General features: G+C 40.4%; 19 protein-coding genes and 1 tRNA gene. 2 read left to right on the top strand and 18 right to left on the bottom strand.

Features of this window, described 5'->3' with window-relative positions; translation table 11 throughout:
• Positions 1 to 64 precede the first annotated feature (64 nt).
• From Q0507_RS04885 to Q0507_RS04805, 17 genes are all read right to left on the bottom strand, one after another.
• Positions 65 to 1,483 carry a histone deacetylase gene (locus Q0507_RS04885; RefSeq protein ID WP_298713221.1) on the bottom strand — a complete coding sequence of 473 codons (1,419 nt, stop codon included), beginning with the start codon at positions 1,481 to 1,483 and terminating at the stop codon, positions 65 to 67.
• Positions 1,473 to 3,185, bottom strand: coding sequence for a hydantoinase/oxoprolinase family protein (locus Q0507_RS04880; RefSeq protein ID WP_298713218.1), 1,713 nt, complete (start codon positions 3,183 to 3,185; stop codon positions 1,473 to 1,475). Before Q0507_RS04880 ends, Q0507_RS04885 begins: the two co-directional genes overlap by 11 nt.
• A 193-nt stretch (positions 3,186 to 3,378) precedes the next feature.
• Positions 3,379 to 4,029, bottom strand: coding sequence for a coenzyme F420-0:L-glutamate ligase (locus Q0507_RS04875; protein ID WP_004693597.1), 651 nt, complete (start codon positions 4,027 to 4,029; stop codon positions 3,379 to 3,381).
• 12 nt (positions 4,030 to 4,041) lie between these two features.
• Positions 4,042 to 4,581 (bottom strand): hypothetical protein, encoded by a 540-nt coding sequence (locus Q0507_RS04870; protein ID WP_298713208.1) that lies wholly within the window; start codon positions 4,579 to 4,581, stop codon positions 4,042 to 4,044.
• A gap of 12 nt (positions 4,582 to 4,593) precedes the next feature.
• Positions 4,594 to 5,397: a glutamate racemase gene (gene murI, locus Q0507_RS04865; protein ID WP_298713206.1), complete on the bottom strand. Its 804-nt coding sequence runs from the start codon at positions 5,395 to 5,397 to the stop codon at positions 4,594 to 4,596.
• Positions 5,390 to 5,809, bottom strand: a complete 420-nt coding sequence (locus Q0507_RS04860) for a thioesterase family protein (protein ID WP_298713203.1) — start codon at positions 5,807 to 5,809, stop codon at positions 5,390 to 5,392. The genes murI and Q0507_RS04860 overlap by 8 nt, the downstream gene beginning before the upstream one ends.
• A 116-nt stretch (positions 5,810 to 5,925) precedes the next feature.
• Complete coding sequence (locus Q0507_RS04855) at positions 5,926 to 6,270, bottom strand: YkvA family protein (RefSeq protein ID WP_298713200.1); 345 nt, start codon at positions 6,268 to 6,270, stop codon at positions 5,926 to 5,928.
• A 22-nt stretch (positions 6,271 to 6,292) separates the two neighbouring features.
• Positions 6,293 to 7,144, bottom strand: a complete 852-nt coding sequence (locus Q0507_RS04850) for a hypothetical protein (RefSeq protein WP_298713197.1) — start codon at positions 7,142 to 7,144, stop codon at positions 6,293 to 6,295.
• 137 nt (positions 7,145 to 7,281) lie between these two features.
• Complete coding sequence (locus tag Q0507_RS04845; RefSeq protein ID WP_298713195.1) at positions 7,282 to 8,049, bottom strand: SDR family NAD(P)-dependent oxidoreductase; 768 nt, start codon at positions 8,047 to 8,049, stop codon at positions 7,282 to 7,284.
• A gap of 11 nt (positions 8,050 to 8,060) precedes the next feature.
• Positions 8,061 to 8,855, bottom strand: a complete 795-nt coding sequence (locus Q0507_RS04840; RefSeq protein ID WP_298713191.1) for a TSUP family transporter — start codon at positions 8,853 to 8,855, stop codon at positions 8,061 to 8,063.
• Between the two features lie 65 nt (positions 8,856 to 8,920).
• Positions 8,921 to 9,217 carry a YerC/YecD family TrpR-related protein gene (locus Q0507_RS04835; RefSeq protein ID WP_004693609.1) on the bottom strand — a complete coding sequence of 99 codons (297 nt, stop codon included), beginning with the start codon at positions 9,215 to 9,217 and terminating at the stop codon, positions 8,921 to 8,923.
• Positions 9,218 to 9,226: 9 nt separating this feature from the next.
• Positions 9,227 to 9,880 carry a methionine ABC transporter permease gene (locus Q0507_RS04830; RefSeq protein ID WP_004693611.1) on the bottom strand — a complete coding sequence of 218 codons (654 nt, stop codon included), beginning with the start codon at positions 9,878 to 9,880 and terminating at the stop codon, positions 9,227 to 9,229.
• Positions 9,861 to 10,907: a methionine ABC transporter ATP-binding protein gene (locus Q0507_RS04825; RefSeq protein ID WP_298713188.1), complete on the bottom strand. Its 1,047-nt coding sequence runs from the start codon at positions 10,905 to 10,907 to the stop codon at positions 9,861 to 9,863. Before Q0507_RS04825 ends, Q0507_RS04830 begins: the two co-directional genes overlap by 20 nt.
• A gap of 57 nt (positions 10,908 to 10,964) precedes the next feature.
• The gene (locus Q0507_RS04820; protein WP_298713185.1) at positions 10,965 to 11,822 is read right to left on the bottom strand and encodes an aminotransferase class IV; all 858 of its coding nucleotides are present in this window, start codon (positions 11,820 to 11,822) and stop codon (positions 10,965 to 10,967) included.
• Between the two features lie 285 nt (positions 11,823 to 12,107).
• Positions 12,108 to 13,229 carry an acyltransferase gene (locus tag Q0507_RS04815; RefSeq protein ID WP_298713182.1) on the bottom strand — a complete coding sequence of 374 codons (1,122 nt, stop codon included), beginning with the start codon at positions 13,227 to 13,229 and terminating at the stop codon, positions 12,108 to 12,110.
• Positions 13,230 to 13,375: 146 nt separating this feature from the next.
• A complete protein-coding gene (locus Q0507_RS04810) occupies positions 13,376 to 15,046 on the bottom strand; it encodes a DUF4127 family protein (protein ID WP_298713179.1) in 1,671 nt (556 codons plus the stop codon).
• A gap of 142 nt (positions 15,047 to 15,188) precedes the next feature.
• Positions 15,189 to 15,815: a trimeric intracellular cation channel family protein gene (locus Q0507_RS04805; RefSeq protein WP_298713176.1), complete on the bottom strand. Its 627-nt coding sequence runs from the start codon at positions 15,813 to 15,815 to the stop codon at positions 15,189 to 15,191.
• Between the two features lie 83 nt (positions 15,816 to 15,898).
• Between Q0507_RS04805 and tadA the strand changes: the two genes are divergently transcribed.
• Together tadA and Q0507_RS04795 are read left to right on the top strand one after the other, a co-directional pair.
• Entirely contained in the window at positions 15,899 to 16,444 is a 546-nt protein-coding gene (tadA, locus tag Q0507_RS04800; RefSeq protein WP_298713250.1) for a tRNA adenosine(34) deaminase TadA, read from the top strand.
• A tRNA-Ser gene (locus Q0507_RS04795) sits at positions 16,398 to 16,488 on the top strand. The genes tadA and Q0507_RS04795 overlap by 47 nt, the downstream gene beginning before the upstream one ends.
• 207 nt (positions 16,489 to 16,695) lie before the next feature.
• Here Q0507_RS04795 and Q0507_RS04790 read toward each other — a convergent pair.
• Entirely contained in the window at positions 16,696 to 17,115 is a 420-nt protein-coding gene (locus Q0507_RS04790; RefSeq protein WP_298713174.1) for a hypothetical protein, read from the bottom strand.
• Between the last annotated feature and the right edge of the window lie 5 nt (positions 17,116 to 17,120).

Genomic DNA, 17,120 nt, shown 5'->3' with positions numbered 1-17,120 from the left:
CGAATTATATTGTAATTCGCGATTCTAACATGATAACTCGCGTTATCATTTACGGAGATTAACATTATAGTTCATATTGGCCGCTGCCGAGTGGATCTACTACAACATAACGGCTAGCTCCCCCTTCTGCTTTGGCTCGTTTTGCTTCTACAATAGCATCTTGACGCGTCCCTCTATCTGCTTGCCAAGGAATGAACATAGCATATACACTTTGCGGTCCATACGGTCCATATTGTCCTCGTGAAAGTACGCTATGCCAGCCTACTTTGTTTTCATACATGCGCACCTTTTCAAGTCGCTCCTCTTGTACACCCGTTTCATCGTAGTACACATTGTAACGATTAGACCAAACATCCCTTGCACCTACGCGCTCGTTTTCGGCCATCTTATGCCGGTTAGCCCATTGTATCTTCCACTTAGCGATTAAATCATCTATGTAACTAGTTACATTTTGACTCTGTTTGTATTTAACAGAATCAAAGGCAGGTTCTACGACTTTGTTGTAATCAAGACCTGCCATGGATAAAATAATACCCGTATTTACATATGGCAACGCTTCTTGTACGGAATAGCCTCCTTCAAGTACAGCTATATCTGCTTGTAACAAATCGACTAGTTCTGCATAGCCCTTTGCGGTTACCTGCATATTGGCCAACGGATCACTAAAGTGATTATCTTGTCCTGCCGAGTTAATGACGATATCTGGATTAAACTCTTCAAGAATAGGCAATACCAGTTCGCGCATGACCTTCATCAAGCCTTCGTCACCTGTGCCTGGAGGCAGCGGAATATCTATATTACCACCGATAGCCTGAGGACCTCCAAATTCATCCATAAAACCTGTTCCTGGATAAAGGGTTCGTCCATCTTGGTGAAAGCTAATGTATAAGGTATCTGGATCGTGGTAAAACACATCTTGAGTGCCATCACCGTGATGTACATCGGTATCTACTACGGCAACACGTTTGATTCCATAGGTTTGGCGCATGTGTTGGATCATAACGGCTTCAATATTAATTGTACAGAAGCCGCGAATACCATGAACCATAGCCATTGCGTGGTGACCTGGTGGTCTTACTAACGCAAAAGCACGGTCTACTTCACCACGTATGACTGCATCAGCTGCCGCAATAGCACCTCCAGCAGATACACGATGGGCTTCAGTCACCCAAGACTCTAAATCTGGAGCACCAACGTGAACTCGCTCTATTGTATCCCAATCCGCTACTATTGGATTATATTCTCTAATATTGGGTATATCTAATAAACCTTCCTCTACGATTTGATCTCGAGTATAGAGTAAACGCTCTTGTCGTTCAGGATGTATTTCAGAAATTTTCCAGTCAAAAGCAGGGAAAAAGACAAGACCTAAACTGTGATGATATTTAACTTTATCAATAGTAGAGCTCGTAGCTTCATCCTGTTTAACATCCATATTTAGAATACCATGACGCTCTCGATAGGATAGTCCTTTATTCCACATAGTGTTTCACCCCCGCCGCCAGTTGTACTTTCACAGTAATTAAACGCTCCATAGATTGCCAGCCCTCTACTACAGGGAAATCCTCAATGCTAATGACCTCTATCTCTTGCGCCGTATCTAAACCTAAACGTATCGCCTCTTCACTAAGAGTTTCTTTTGCTCGTTCCACAACTTGTTCCGCTCGTTTCAAAGTACAGTTTTGTCGTTTAACACCTAATTCAGGAATGACTAGCAACCGACGTTTTGTGTCTACATGAACAGTGAGTTCGATGGTAGATAAAGCTAGTGCAGCGCCTATAGCATTTGCTACGGCAGCATTCTCAGGAATCGTAACAGGTAACTCTAGATAATTTCCGATACTCGGACCTAAGCTTGGCGCTGTGCCCCCTACCACAACGATATGTTCAGGCACAAACACATCAGGATTTACAATATCTGCTACCACATAAATAGGACGCTTATTCTCAGCCTTTACGACATCGTTAATGCCATGCTGAATTGTGTGTAACGCCTTGTCTACAACGAGCTGTGCCATATCAGTTACAGTTTTAATGCTAGCTAGAGAATGATTGACAACTTGTTTATCCTCACGGTTCATAGTAGCCTGTAAAGTATCCGCCAAAGCTTGTAAAACCTGAGTTGCCAACTCAGAGTCACCATAGTTTGCATGACCAAGCACGATGAGTGCGTCCCCTAATGTAGGTTCCACACCACCAAGAGCCACCGATGGTCCCACTCGTTCAGGACCTACCGTAAGGTCTCCGTCTTTAAGACGAACTACGGATTCCCCACCAATACCGACGGAAGTAACGGCAAAGGATCTCACCGCACTTGGATATTCACGTATGGAGACTCCACTTTTTGTCATCAACGGTTTACCATATTTCCAAAGAGAGATATCTGTTGTGGTACCACCAATATCTAAAGCGACTGTATGCTCCTTTCCAATAGAACTGAGGGCAGACAGTCCAAGAACGGTAGCAGCAGGGCCCGTAAAGGCCGTCTCTACAGGACGGCTCAACATATGCTCCATAGGTAGAGAACCACCATCGGCCTTCAAAATATGAAGCGGTGCCGTGATATGACGTATATTAAGGGCCTCTTCGACATTTTTCTTGAACACCGTAAATACGGGTGTTACGGCACTATTAAAATAAGCGCTAATCGTACGACGAGGGAAATTTAAAGAACCGCTTAACAAACTGCCATTAGAAATCGTAGCATATGTATCTTTCAACTCCTCTCCTATAGATAGTTCTTCTTGTGGATTACGAACTCCAAATTTCGCAGATATAGCCGCCAAATCAGTACCACTTCGAGATTGAACCATATGGGATATATCATGCACCTCTTTAGAAGGCGTTCGCTCTACAACGATACCTCTATGATCTGTATAACCTTGAAGATATATAGGACTCACAGGAAAAATATCATCAACGTTTCGCCCAGGTCCTGTTACTACATAAAGGTCTACAGACTGCTCCTTTCCTTCTACAATGGTATTAGTCACAACTGTAGTAGACAAGGTAACTTGATTTATAAGCGAGGTATCACAGTTTTGAAGAACTGCATCAAGAGCCTCGCCAATACCATGCATTAAATTATCTTTTGTGGTCCGCTTTTTAGCAGATGCAATCACACGATGACCATCAATGATAACCGCATCGGTGAAAGTACCACCTACGTCTAAACCTAATAACATATGACCTCCTTATTAATATTAATAGGGGCTCCATACAAACTCAAAACAGAGTAAAGCAAAATCCATTTGAGCTAGCATATAATCTCTATTTGAACTAACGTACAATCCCTATTCAAACCTGTGTATACTCCATATTCAGGCTCATTATATAAAAAAGCTGCACCCATCTCTATGTGATGAGTACAGCCTTCTGTTATTTACCAGATACAGATGCGTAATTTTTGATGATAACAATCGGAGTCATTTGGCTATCATTACCAAATGGATTATCGATCAACAATTGTGCAATTTTTTTAGCATCAATGCCGCGACTTGTGCCTAGAATAGCAGAACGTTTCAAGTCATTAACGTCAGCTACAACGGCACCGTAACAACCTGTGCGAGATACAATTTTCTCAGCCACTTTATCTGGATCTTTTGGTCCAAATACAATGTGCTTATCAAATGGAGGCATAGTCCCTGTTACATCATCTGTTAAGGATGCAGCACGAGCAATTGCATAGAATACACCAGGTTTACGGAAAATTTTAGCAATAGCACCTAAAATAAAAGCGCCTAATACTTTCCATTTACCATCCAAATTCATAGCGGATTGCATCCCATAAATAGATGCCATAGAGCCATCTGGATGGATAAAACGATTGATTAAACGAGCTTGCCAGCATACATTTAGCTCTTCAGGACGTGTAAAACGACCTTGTGTAATAGCTACTACAGATTCAGCAACGCATACGATATCTTCAGGCCCAATATTATGACCGCCAAATTCAACGATAGCATCAACGATGTCATCATTATCTGTAAGAATACGTGTTGGCACACATACTAACTCTAATTCTGCCATTGTTATGCCTCCTTATTGAACCATTGCTGCTTGTACTTCTTCAGCAGTCAAACGAATACGCTGTTTATCGATATGGTAGTCTGTCCGACCTACAATTTGGTAGTAAATGTCGATGTCCATATAAGGGAAGCCCTTAATATCTTCACGAATATTGCCAGTTTTACCTGTCAATGTAATATATACACGAATTGTGCCACCTTTGCGTGGTTTGATAATTATAGCTTCAAAATATCCATCTTGACGTGGACGATTAATGTCCATAGCCCAAGCATTTACTTTAACTGCATCAAAATGTTCTTCTGGCAATAATGGACGTGGAAATAAGTCCATAATAGTACCCAATTGACGACCTTTATTGACAAATGGTATGTCGCAGAAAAAGGTAATGGACTCAAAATTACGATCAGATACTTGGAAGTTCGTTGCCCGTTTTGATAATAAAACGATATTTTCATTACCTTGTTTCAACACGAACAGACGGAATAATAAATACAGAGCTGCAACAGCCACAATAATAGCTATTACTGCACTGAGGATGTTATAAAACCACATAGGGCATCTCCTTTATAATGTAATATGTTCAATGGTACGACAGCTTGTATCAAGGAAGGATGCACTTAGTATATCACCAAGTTCAGTATCCTTTGTAAAATACAATGTCACAGTACCTGCCTTTTCTTGAGGATTAAAAAGATTTTCACTCTCTAATCTGCCACTAACCAATTCACTTGTTTCAAAAGCAGGATCAATAAACTGTATGCGACCTAAGGTTAATTCCTCTAATAAAGGTTGTACAAATGGAAAATGAGTACAGCCCAAAACGACTACCTCAATCTCTCGAGATAACAAAGGTTCTAAATAATCCTTGCACACTTCACGAACAAAATAGTCATCTAAATGACCTTGTTCGATAAGACCAGCCAATTCAGGACAAGGTTGTTCCCAAACGAGTACTTCGTGATCAACTTCCAAAGCCACATGCTTATGAATATGGCTATTTACAGTGGCCACAGTCGCCATAATACCGATAGTCTTGCTCTTGCTTTCATTAATAGCTGTTTTCACACCTTGTGATACACCTATAACTGGCACAGATACAAGTTCACGTACCGCATCAAGGGCAACAACGGTAAAAGTATTGCAAGCAATCACCATCAATTTAACAGGCTGCTTTTCAAGAGTCTCAGCAATACGACATGCTAAGTAAGTGATTTCATCATCACTACGATTACCTACGGGATTATTCGCATTATCACCGATATAGATGAAATTCTCGTTAGGGAATTGTTCTTGTAATACTTTTAACACAGATAGTCCGCCTACACCGGAGTCAAATACGCCGATAGGCAATTGTTGTACATTACTCATGAGGCATCTCCTCAACAGCTGCTAACATAGGCAGATAAAAAGAATCTTCTAATCGCACAATCTTTCCTGTTGATTTTGACATAAAAGCGTTCTTAGTTTCCCCCGTAGCAAGCAACGCACCATCACTAGCACGGCGCATACGATAGCGGAATACCATTTGAGCCCGCGTCATCTTAACCAAATACGTTTCGATGTGAAGTTCATCATCGAAATTCGCAGGTTCTTTATAATTGCAGGATACATTCATGATGGGAAAAACAATATCCTCATTCATCATATCCCACAAAGTTACACCGATTTTACGAAGAAATTCAATGCGCGCCATTTCAAACCATCTAAAATGATTACTATGATGTGCAATCCCCATCATATCGGTTTCATAAAATCGTACATTTACTGAAGCAATATGCATAAATTCTGTCCTTTTTAAATAGTATACAATTTTCATTGTATATCTATTACTTTAGGGTGTCAAATAAATAAAGGCAGCTCAATCACGATGGATCAAACTGCCTTAAATGGTAAAAGTTAGCGACTGCTACCAAATGGGAAGAATTTTTTTGCCCCTTCTTGATGGCTCGTTTTGATATAACGATTCGCAATCTTACATGCTATTCCGAGTACCGCCACATCATCTAACCAACCTAATACGGCAATCGTATCCGGTACAACATCAACAGGCAATACAAGATACCCTAAGGCACCTGCAATGACTGCTTTTACATATTTTGGAGTATCCTTGTCTCGTAAGCAGAGGAATAAGGTTACCGCTTGTTGTACAAAGGCAAGCTTCTTACCATATCGACCAAGAAAGCCTAAAAATCTTGATTCGCTAAAATACTTACCATATTTAATAATTTTAATTGGATTCATAGTAATAATAATCCTTCAGCGCTTATTTACGCAAACCGTCAATTTTGTCTTTCGCAGTATTAACAGTGTTTGTAGCAACGTCTTTAGCTGTTTCTACAACATCAGTAGCTTTAGTTTTAGCAGTTTCTACTGCTACTTGTGCAGAAGCTTTAGCCACTTCTACGCCACCTTTAGCTAATTCTTTAGCTACTTCAATGCCTTCTTTAGCAGAATCAATTTTTTCTTTAGCCACATCAGATACTTTTGCGACTACTTCTGCTGCATTGTCATGAAGTTGGTATTTTGTTTCACTATTCCATTTATTGATAGCTGGTGTTACTTTTTCTTCGTAAACTTGTTTCAAAGATTCTTTAGCAAGACCTGTTTCGTTAGCAATACCTGCCCATACATCGCGTTGGCCTTGTGTGAAAGGAATGCTAGCACCTGCATCACGAACGATTTCAGAAGCAATAGCTTTGCCATTTTCAAGGAATTCGGCAACCATTGGTTTATAACGTTCGATATCAGAAGGCATACCATCTTGAATCCAAATATTTGCAATTTTACCAATAGCATAAGTCAAGCCGATAGTTACAGGAACGCGAACAGCTTTAAGAGGAATAAGAAGGGATACTGCCGCTGTAGCTACAGCTGTGCTGAGACCACCTACTAAACCAACCACAGCACCCGCTTGCAATTCTACATCATAAAGATGAGCAATGCGAGTTACCATGTACGTAGCATTGGCGCACAAAGCAACACTGCTGAATTTAGGGGATAATGCCAATGCTGCTGCACGACCTGCACCCCAGAAGATAAATTGTTCAACTTGATAGTCACGATCTTGAGACCCATCCATAAGTGGCTCAAGTGTTACGCCATTATATTCTGCCATAATTATTCTCCTTTGTTGTTAACCAACTATAGGTCATATTATTAGTATTATTATACCATTCTATTGGTAGAAGTGAAATGAATTTTTCTAATTATCTATATATTTAAAAAATAAAAAAACTTCTAATATTTTCTATATTACCAACTTGTGAGCCCGCCATCAATAGTCCAGGCTGCGCCCGTCACAAAAGATGCCTTACTGCTCAATAAAAATACAATTACTTCGCCAATTTCATGAGGCTTAGCAATGCGGCCTAGTGGATAATGTTGGCCCATTTCAGCCTTTGCTGCCGCCGCATCTTGATGAGCATTAGCAATCTGTTTATCCACCAACGATGTATCTACATCACCAGGGCATACGCAGTTTACACGTACGCCGTGAGGAGCCATTTCTAGGGATAGAGATTTCGTAAAGCTCACTACAGCCCCTTTTGATGCGCCATATACAGAACACGCTACATTGCCTTGTAAACCTGCATCACTAGCTATCGTTACGATACTGCCCTTTGCGGACCGTAAGTACGGAAGTGCCGCTTGGCATAAGAACACAGTACCTTTTACATTGGTTCCAAACATTTCATCAAAAGCAGCTTCTGTAACATCGGACAGCAACTCTTCTTCATAGTAGCCTGCAGCCGTTACAAGAGCAGACACTCCACCAAACAATTCTACTGTTCCTTTTACAATACGCTGACAATCCTCAATTTTAGATACGTCGCCTGGAATATATTGTACCTTAGAGGAATAACGGCGCAACTTAGTTTTAGCCTTTTGACCAGCTTTTTCATTACGACCGTTGATGACTACGCACCAACCTTCTTTGAGTAAAAGCTTTGCCGTAGCAAAACCAATACCCGATGTACCACCACTGATCAATGCCACTTGTACATCACTTTTATGAGGCATACCTTGCCCTCCTATAAAGTTGAAATATAGTCATAAACTAATTTCAACAACATGACTGTCGTTACCGACAAGAATACAACTCGCACCAAAGATGAGCCTTTTGCAATGGCGAGGTGCGATCCTACAAAAGCACCAATAATTTGACCTGCTCCTGCAGCCAGACCATACATAATATTGACGTGCCCTAAATATAAAAATACCAATAAAGACGCCAAATTACTAGTAAAATTCAATACTTTTGCATTAGCAGAAGCATGCAAGAAATCAAAACCGGTAAAGATAAAACCCATAATCAAAAATGTACCTGTACCAGGTCCTATAAAGCCATCATATATACCGATACCAAGAGCAAAAGCCATACAAATACATAGTGCTTTTCCTGCCACCTGAGATGTACGATTGATTTCACCCCAGTCTTTTTTGAACACTACAAAGAGTGTTACACAAACAAGCAATATGATGATAATAGGCTTTACATACAGTGGAGGTAAAGAAACAACCGCCAATGTACCAATCATGGATCCCACAAATGTAAAAGGCAATAACTTGCGTACTAGGGAAGAATCAACCATGTGATTTCTCAAAAACGTAATAGATGCACTACCAGCTCCAAATATACTAGATAATTTATTACTGCCCAGAGCCATACTAGGCGGAAGATTTGTTAGTAACATAGCAGGTACAGAAATGAGTCCACCGCCGCCCACAATGGAGTCTACAAAGCCAGCAAACGCGCCAGCTACGGCAAGTAAAATGAGGATAAGGATATCAAATGGTAACCCTGTTACCGCAATGAGCCACTCCATAATAAACCTCCTACAGATAGCACATCAACGGTCGCCAAAGGCCACCGTTGTCATGCTAGTTTATTTTATTTTGCGCCTAGACGATCGAGAGCCAATGTATAACCATCCGCGCCATATACTAAACAGCGCTTTACACGACTAATTGTAGCCGTACTCGCACCTGTTTCTTCTACGATTTTCTCATAGCTGTCCCCTGCACGGAGCATTTTTGCTACTTGTAAGCGTTGAGATAATGCTTTTAATTCGTTAATCGTACAGATATCTTCAAAAAATGCATAGCATTCCTCTGTATTTTCAAGCGTTAAAATGGCGGTGAACAATTCGTCATTTTGTTGACTTCTCAATTTTTCATTGATGCTCATAGGATCCTCCTACTTCTTATTCATCGCTTTAGACCAAGCATCACCAATCATTTGTACAACTTGTACCAATACAATCAAGATGATGATTGTAGCGATCATAATATCAGCTTGGAAACGTTGGTAACCATATCGGATTGCAATATCCCCGAGGCCACCACCGCCAATAGCACCTGCCATCGCAGAGTAACCGATGAGGTTAACAATAAGCACCGTCACATTGTCAATAATTGTTGGCAATGCTTCTGGTAATAATACTTTCCAAATGATTTGTAATGGGCTTGCCCCCATAGATTGAGCCGCTTCGATAACACCAAAATTAATATCCTTAATAGACGTTTCTACAAGGCGCGCCAAGAATGGAATCGCCGCAATTGTCAACGGCACACATGCTGCAGTTGTACCGATGGATGTACCTACTACCATGCGAGTAAATGGAATGATGGCAACCATCAAGATGATGAAAGGTACGGAACGAGTGGCATTCACAATTGCACCTAACACTTTATTTAGTGCTACGTTTTCCAATATATGTCCTTTAGAAGTAACAACCAAAACAACACCAAGAGGAATCCCCAGTAACATTGCCATTACCGTAGAAATAATCGTCATTTGTAATGTATCAAGGGTACCAGTTATGAGTAGATTAATGATTTGCTCTGACATAACCGATCACCTCGCTTTCAATTGGTAAAGTTTTGATGTAGTCCAAACCTTCTTGTGCATTTTCAGGGTCACCATTCAAGATAACGATGAGGCGACCAACGCTCGTATTTTGGATGTAATCGATACCGCCAAAAAGAATGCTTACATCTAAATTAAAGCGTCTTACAAGGCCTGCTACTACAGGCTCATCTGTTGCTTGGCCTGTAAACTTGAGGCGTACTAATGGTGCTGTCCCTGCAATCCATTGATCATGCAATTCCAAGTGTTCCAATGCTTCTGGAGGTAAGTTATCACTCACTACTGAGCTAATAAACTCTTTTGTCGTATTTTCGCGAGGGTGTGTGAATACTTCAATAGTACTACCTTCTTCCAGGATGATACCACCTTCAATAACCGCTACACGGTCACAAATTTCACGAATAACATGCATCTCATGTGTAATGAGAACAATAGTAAGCCCCATCTTTTCGTTGATATCTTTCAGCAATTTCAAAATGGAATCTGTTGTCTGAGGATCAAGGGCAGATGTAGCTTCGTCACAAAGGAGAACCTTTGGATTAGACGCCAATGCACGAGCTATACCAACACGTTGCTTTTGACCACCAGACAATTGAGATGGATAGTTATTCATACGCTCAGTAAGGCCTACGATATCAAGGATTGGCTCAATGCGCTCCTTAATTTCAGCCTTGCTCATTCCTTGTAATTCCAATGGAAATGCTACATTGTCATACACTGTGCGAGAGGACAAGAGGTTAAAATGTTGAAAAATCATACCAATATTTTTGCGTGCTTTACGCAAAGCGGATTTGCTAAGTGTGGTTAAGTCTGTACCATTTACGATAACAGAGCCAGATGTAGGTGCTTCGAGCATATTGATGCAACGAATCAAGGTGGATTTACCGGCACCAGATTGTCCGATAATGCCAAAGATTTCGCCTTCTTTTACACTGAGGCTAATATCCTTCAACGCTTCCACACGAGTAGCGCCTTCATAGACTTTACTAATGTGTTCTAATTGTATCAAAATAATTTCCTTTCTTAAGGTAAAAGTTTTTACCATTTAGTGAAAGTAGTTTACCTATTAAGGTAAACCTTCTTCCATCAATTTTTCTAATGCTTCTCGTAGACGAAGTGTCACATGTCCTGGCTTACTACCAGAAACTGGATTTTTGTCTAACTTAATAATAGGGATTACACCACCAATTGTATCGGTGAAGAATAGTTCGTCCGCCTCATCAACAAAGGTGCGATCAAATTCTTTTTCGATAAGAGTGATACCTAGAGATGGTGCAACGCGAGTCACAATCATTTGACGGGTAATACCCTTCAAGATGTGATTATCTGCTGGATGAGTATACAAGATACCATCTTTAACAGCAAATACATTAGATGTTGCACCTTCTGTGCAAATACCATCGCGGAATAGCATTGCTGTATACGCAAATTTCTTTTCCGCTTTTGTTTGTGCCAAGATATTCGGAATCAAGTTTGTAGTCTTAATATCCACTTTGTCCCAACGTTCATCAGGCAATGCAATAGCTTTTACACCTTCACCCAATTTATTAACTTCATCTAAATCCAAGGTACGGATAGACATGAGCATTTGCGGTTCTAATTTGGAACGATCATAAGCATGACGACGCGGTGCTACACCACGGGAGATTTGTAAATAAATATAGCCCTCTTTGATCTCACTTTGCTCGATTAAAATTTCGTGCAACTCTGTCAAATCATCAGGGGTCATTTTTACAGGGATATCCATTTCACGCATAGAGCGATATAAACGATCTTGGTGGTAAGACAATGCAAAGCAACGGCCTTTTACGACGCGAACAACTTCATATACAGAGTCACCAAACAAATAGCCACGGTCATCAATACTGATAACTTTGGCACCTGGTTCAACGAATTCACCGTTAAAATATGTTAATTCTTGCATAGGAGCACCTCTTTTTCTTTTCGTTACTCTATCAAGTGGTAATCATCATGGACTTATTATAACACAATTACTTTCAAATTTTCACACTTTACTTTGTGAAAGATACTAATTAGATATAAAAAAATCCGCTAGGATACCATAGTTAAAAACTATATCCTAGCGGATGAATTGTATTTATATTATTCTAACTCTAAATTAAGGATGCAGAACTAGTTAGCACTATGAACGGCATGAAAGTACTAATACCAATTAAGACTCTCAGAAAACAAGAGTTTTCATCCCATACTAGTGCCCCAATACAAATTTACGAATAGGTTTAGGTAAGTAATTGAAACCTACCGTAGTCAAATAGGATAATGCCAACGCCATAGCATACATAACGAGAACATTGACCACCGTGTACAAGAGATTGTATTTAGCCATCACAGCAGATATGATTAACAGCCAGAACGGATGTGTTAAATAAATACCATAGGACTTATCCCCTATCTCAGACCAAATGGATTCCATAGTCACATTCATAGGTAGCGTTTGGAATAGGAAGAAACTAAACATCGTTCCCAAACCAGTGTAAAGAACACCCATCGGACTCATTTGATGTACCGTATAAATTGCTTCTAGCACCGTGTAATGCCATACGTCCATGACATAGTAATAGGATCCAAGCATCAATAATACAGATCCTACCGCACTAGCGCCTAAAAGATAACGATAGCGCCACATGTATTCACAGACCGTCTCATACCGTTCAGCACATACGGCACCTAAAAGAAAAATCCACACATAATGAATTACCCAATAGTTGAGCCGCATATCGAAAAGATATTTAAGAACCGGCTGATTACTTAGATTTTCCGTTACCCAACGGCCAAGCATATACGATGATACATAATCAATAGCGACTTGGACAACAAATAATAACACCATCCAGAGCACAGGTCGTTTGAGGATGACTTTCACCATTGCCCGCCATAACGGCATCATCACGTAGAACCATAGCAAAATAACCATAAAATACAAATGATACATAGAGGTACCAAAGAGTAGATTTATCGCCAATGGACCCGGATGTAAATTGCCGAGGTTGTGTGCCGTCAAGCCCGTATAGAGCAAGTAAAAGATGGACCACGTAATATATGGAAATAGCACCACCTGAATGCGGCGGTGCATAAATTCCTTATATGAGAATGGTCCCTCTACCGAGGTATGATAAAACAACCCAAATGCAGAGAGGAAAAAAAACGCAGGCACCCCAAAGCGAGAAAGAATTTCTAACACGCTGATGAGTTCTAAATTTACAAAAGGATTTTGCAATGCATAAGATCCTACATGAATGCCGATAACACCAAGCATACAGAGGCCTCGCATATAAGTAATTTCCGGTAAAAATGCTTTTTTCATAGCCATTCCCTATTCATTATTCATTATTGACCAGGTGCAGCTGCAGGTGTCGGTACGACACGTGGACCTTGGGACTCTGTAGTTGGTTGTTTAACTACAGGAGGTTCAGGTGCAGTTTTTTGAGGCTCTGCAGCTTTTTCAGGTTGTGCCGGTTAAGCTGGTTGAGCCGGTACAGCCTGATCATTTGCTTTAGCTGCTGCTTCAGCATTAGCTTTAGCTTCTGCTTCACGTTTCAAGCGCAATTCTTTTTCAAGAGGTACCACTGGTTTGTCATAAACTGTGATATCTGTTTCAAATAGTCGGCCCCATGGGAATGTAGCTTTTACCGTACGAGGATTTATTTTAAGGTATTTTTCAGCAAAATCTTGAATACGCTCACCCAAGTAGCTTTCAAGACGCTCGTTCAACTCACCAGAGTAACGTACATTATCTGTACGGATAGAATCTTGCATACGATAAATATCTTTACGGATATTTGCTTGGTACGCCCAGTTATCCAAATATTGTTGAGTCAACATGTCGCGATGACCATCTGGACTCATAGATTTTAACAATAAGCCTTGAGCTATAGCATAACCTACCGTATTACTTGCTGTATTCCAACCATTGTACGCGCCAATTTTGTATAACATGTCGCGTTTATACATAGCGGATACTAACGTATTGTCTGCACCATTGTTGAAAGCAATATCTGCAACGCTTACATTCACACCAGAGTCAACAGCTTGTTGAATGCGATCTACAAAGGCATTTGTAGAGTTGGAAATCATTGGGAAGTTCTCAAAGTTTTCAGACTCGCCAGTGCTCGTTGTAAGAGGCGTATTTACGGCCAACAATACGGTTGGTTTGCCTTGTGTCACCATGGTGCCACCTACAGCCTCAACGTGTTGAGTAATTGTTTTATCAATCGTTTGATCTTCGTAACCTGGCAATGTTTTACCCCCACCACCGAGTGGATAAATTACGGAGAATGTTGGTTTTTCTGTGCTCACATCAGTACGAGAACGAGCCATCAACAAGAGACCAAGTTGGTCAGCGCCAGGGAAGCTACCATATTTTTCAACAGGAATATCCTTGGAGTAATTATTGAGGTAACGACCTTCCAAGGCAGATTGAGATAATTGAGATGTATCATCATGACCCAATGCGAAGTAATCAAATACACCGCTACGAGTTTCATCGATTAAATCCTTATTGATTTTCATATTTTTTTGACGACGGTCAAACCAGTCTTGTAGGTATTCTACAGGAACAGAGGCTTGAAGGCTCATCAATTTTTGAGTTTCTTCTTGTGTTAAAGAGCCGGAATCCAATTTATCTTGTAATGCAGCGATTTGGAAGATAGTTGGACCATATTCCGCATAGTAGGCTGGTTCAGTGCCACCACCACTAGCGCGTGGAGAACGCATTACCGTACCAAAGCCATAGATACGTACATTTTTATGACGAGCTTTTAAGCCTTCGATACGTTTCAAGCGACTTTGCAATGTGCTAAGAGGAATATTATGTTTACGAGAATCTACAAGACCCCCATAAATAAGAGTATCTGTACTTAATACCATAACATCAGCACGACCTGCATTTTGTTCTACCCAAGCCATAATTTGATCTGCTTGACCTTGATATGTCTTACCAGAAATCAAATGTTGAGGTGGTGTCAACACAGTCATACCCGCCTCACGAGCTGTATCAACTGTATATTGCAAGCTTACAGGGCGATCATCTTGAGGTACATATAATACGGTTTCTGCATCAATATTGATGGATGTACCTGTAGCAATGGCTGTAACCATTAATGCTACTTTCAACCATTTATTTGTCATAAAGCAAATCTCCTTCTGTGTACACGAGCACTCTCGACTCGAAAATTAACTCTTATATAATACTCTTTTTTTCTGACCTTTTTATGAAATATTTAATAGTATAATTATATCATTCGACCGTTATTTCTCAAATGCGTTGTCTTTACCGCACTTTAGGTAGGCTCCACTTATATTTAATAGCTAGTAAACGGATAACTAGTACAACGGTAAAAGCACCATATACAGCCTCTCCAGCCCAGTCAGAAATAACCATTAAGTAATAAACGATGCCCCCAATAACACTAGGCAGAGCGTACACGTCTTCTTTCAAAACAGACGGAATCCGTTGAGCTAGCATATCTCGGATAATGCCGCCACCAACAGCAGTAATAGTTCCTAATAAAACAATGAAAATTGGCAACTCTGGATATAGTTTAAATCCTGCAGATGCTCCAGTTACTGTAAAAGATGCCAACCCGACTGCATCGGCCAATAAATAGCTTGCTCGACTACGAGGGCCCATAGCATGCTTGCGATAACGGCTGTTATACATAATAAATACGATAATTGTTACGGAAATAACCACTGTTACATATACTATATTGCGCAATGAGTTCGGTGGAAAATATCCCAACAGAACATCCCGTACAATACCACCACCGATTGCCGTGGCCAATGCCAAAACAGCCATACCAAATATATCCATCTTTCGCGCCACCCCAACGAGTGCTCCCGAGATAGCAAAGGCAATAGTGCCAATCATATCAAATATATACCAAATAATATCCATAATACCCTCACACAATCTATTCGCATAACTGCGTACACTATGATAGACTTTATGTAAGATATTATACATTAAGAGGTATGAGAATGACAAAAGATATTACATCTATAGAGATTGAAAATATGGATGAACGCACTCGGGACGAGTATTTCATGGCGTTTGCCCTAGAGGAAGCTCGCAAGGCCTATGACTTAGGAGAAATTCCTATCGGCGCCATTTTGGTACAAGATAATACTATTATTTCACGCCACCATAATCGCCGCGAATTAGATCACGATGCAACGGCTCATGCAGAAGTGCTCGTCATCCGCGAAGCATGTGATGTACTCAAGCGCTGGCGGTTGACTGGTTGTACCCTGTATGTTACGATAGAGCCGTGTCCGATGTGCGCTGGAGCCATCATCAACAGTCGTATTGACCGTGTTGTATATGGTGCAAGTGATTACAAAGGAGGCGCTGTAGAGTCTCTTTTCAATGTGCTCTCTCACCCTGGTTTAAATCATGAACCCCAATTAGCATCGGGTGTCCTTGGTGATGAATGTAGCCAAATCATGAAGGACTTTTTTAAAGAGCGCCGTAAAACACGGAGGAGTACCCAAGAGGCTGAAGGGTCCGCACTCGAAATGCGGTAGGTCGGGCAACCGGCGCGGGGGTTCAAATCCCTCCTCCTCTGCCATTCTTTTAAATGATAATGATAGAGATATAATAGATAAACCTAGATACACATAATACAGATGTTATCTAGGTTTTCTTATATTATTGAGTGAGTTTTGTGTATCAATCATTCTCTATTATATGGTGGTATTTGCCCCATTTATTGCCCCATGACATTTTACAAAATCATATAATCATCTCTTACACCTTACTATATTAGTAGGGTGTTTTATTTTATCGTGTTTTTTATCATACCAGGTAAATATACATCTATATCATTACATTCCGCCACTATTTCCGTAGCCATTCTATCCAGTAATTTATGACGGCCTACTATTTCCCCTTTTATATAACGCAAAATGCTTTCTATGCTCTTTTCGCTAATTGGTAAATCGTAGATATAGCAGCAGCACAAACAATACACCTCGTTTATAGCTGTATATGCTGCTCTTTTATCCTCTTTAATAACTAATAGATCTGATATATCATTCTTTTTATTTTTAGCCCTCTGTCCCTCTTTGAGTTGTGATGTATTAGGGTTATATAGGTTCATGCCGTTTAACTCATCTAGCAGCATTCTACGGCGTTCCCCTATTAATGCATATTCTTTTAACCTACTCACAACATACTGTTTTAACTCCTCGTTCATATGCC

The organism is uncultured Veillonella sp. (assembly GCF_938010505.1).
GTDB lineage: Bacteria > Bacillota > Negativicutes > Veillonellales > Veillonellaceae > Veillonella.
The sequence above is the reverse complement of the archived record's forward strand: the minus strand, read 5'-3'. Positions and strand labels throughout refer to the sequence as shown.

What these genes read in the sequence shown, in the direction of transcription:
- Q0507_RS04885 (WP_298713221.1), bottom strand. Translation starts at nt 1,483, where the DNA reads ATGTGGAATAAAGGACTATCCTATCGAGAGCGTCATGGTATTCTAAAT.
- Q0507_RS04880 (WP_298713218.1), bottom strand. Translation starts at nt 3,185, where the DNA reads ATGTTATTAGGTTTAGACGTAGGTGGTACTTTCACCGATGCGGTTATC.
- Q0507_RS04875 (WP_004693597.1), bottom strand. Translation starts at nt 4,029, where the DNA reads ATGGCAGAATTAGAGTTAGTATGTGTGCCAACACGTATTCTTACAGAT.
- Q0507_RS04870 (WP_298713208.1), bottom strand. Translation starts at nt 4,581, where the DNA reads ATGTGGTTTTATAACATCCTCAGTGCAGTAATAGCTATTATTGTGGCT.
- murI (WP_298713206.1), bottom strand. Translation starts at nt 5,397, where the DNA reads ATGAGTAATGTACAACAATTGCCTATCGGCGTATTTGACTCCGGTGTA.
- Q0507_RS04860 (WP_298713203.1), bottom strand. Translation starts at nt 5,809, where the DNA reads ATGCATATTGCTTCAGTAAATGTACGATTTTATGAAACCGATATGATG.
- Q0507_RS04855 (WP_298713200.1), bottom strand. Translation starts at nt 6,270, where the DNA reads ATGAATCCAATTAAAATTATTAAATATGGTAAGTATTTTAGCGAATCA.
- Q0507_RS04850 (WP_298713197.1), bottom strand. Translation starts at nt 7,144, where the DNA reads ATGGCAGAATATAATGGCGTAACACTTGAGCCACTTATGGATGGGTCT.
- Q0507_RS04845 (WP_298713195.1), bottom strand. Translation starts at nt 8,049, where the DNA reads ATGCCTCATAAAAGTGATGTACAAGTGGCATTGATCAGTGGTGGTACA.
- Q0507_RS04840 (WP_298713191.1), bottom strand. Translation starts at nt 8,855, where the DNA reads ATGGAGTGGCTCATTGCGGTAACAGGGTTACCATTTGATATCCTTATC.
- Q0507_RS04835 (WP_004693609.1), bottom strand. Translation starts at nt 9,217, where the DNA reads ATGAGCATCAATGAAAAATTGAGAAGTCAACAAAATGACGAATTGTTC.
- Q0507_RS04830 (WP_004693611.1), bottom strand. Translation starts at nt 9,880, where the DNA reads ATGTCAGAGCAAATCATTAATCTACTCATAACTGGTACCCTTGATACA.
- Q0507_RS04820 (WP_298713185.1), bottom strand. Translation starts at nt 11,822, where the DNA reads ATGCAAGAATTAACATATTTTAACGGTGAATTCGTTGAACCAGGTGCC.
- Q0507_RS04815 (WP_298713182.1), bottom strand. Translation starts at nt 13,229, where the DNA reads ATGGCTATGAAAAAAGCATTTTTACCGGAAATTACTTATATGCGAGGC.
- Q0507_RS04810 (WP_298713179.1), bottom strand. Translation starts at nt 15,046, where the DNA reads ATGACAAATAAATGGTTGAAAGTAGCATTAATGGTTACAGCCATTGCT.
- Q0507_RS04805 (WP_298713176.1), bottom strand. Translation starts at nt 15,815, where the DNA reads ATGGATATTATTTGGTATATATTTGATATGATTGGCACTATTGCCTTT.
- tadA (WP_298713250.1), top strand. Translation starts at nt 15,899, where the DNA reads ATGACAAAAGATATTACATCTATAGAGATTGAAAATATGGATGAACGC.
- Q0507_RS04790 (WP_298713174.1), bottom strand. Translation starts at nt 17,115, where the DNA reads ATGAACGAGGAGTTAAAACAGTATGTTGTGAGTAGGTTAAAAGAATAT.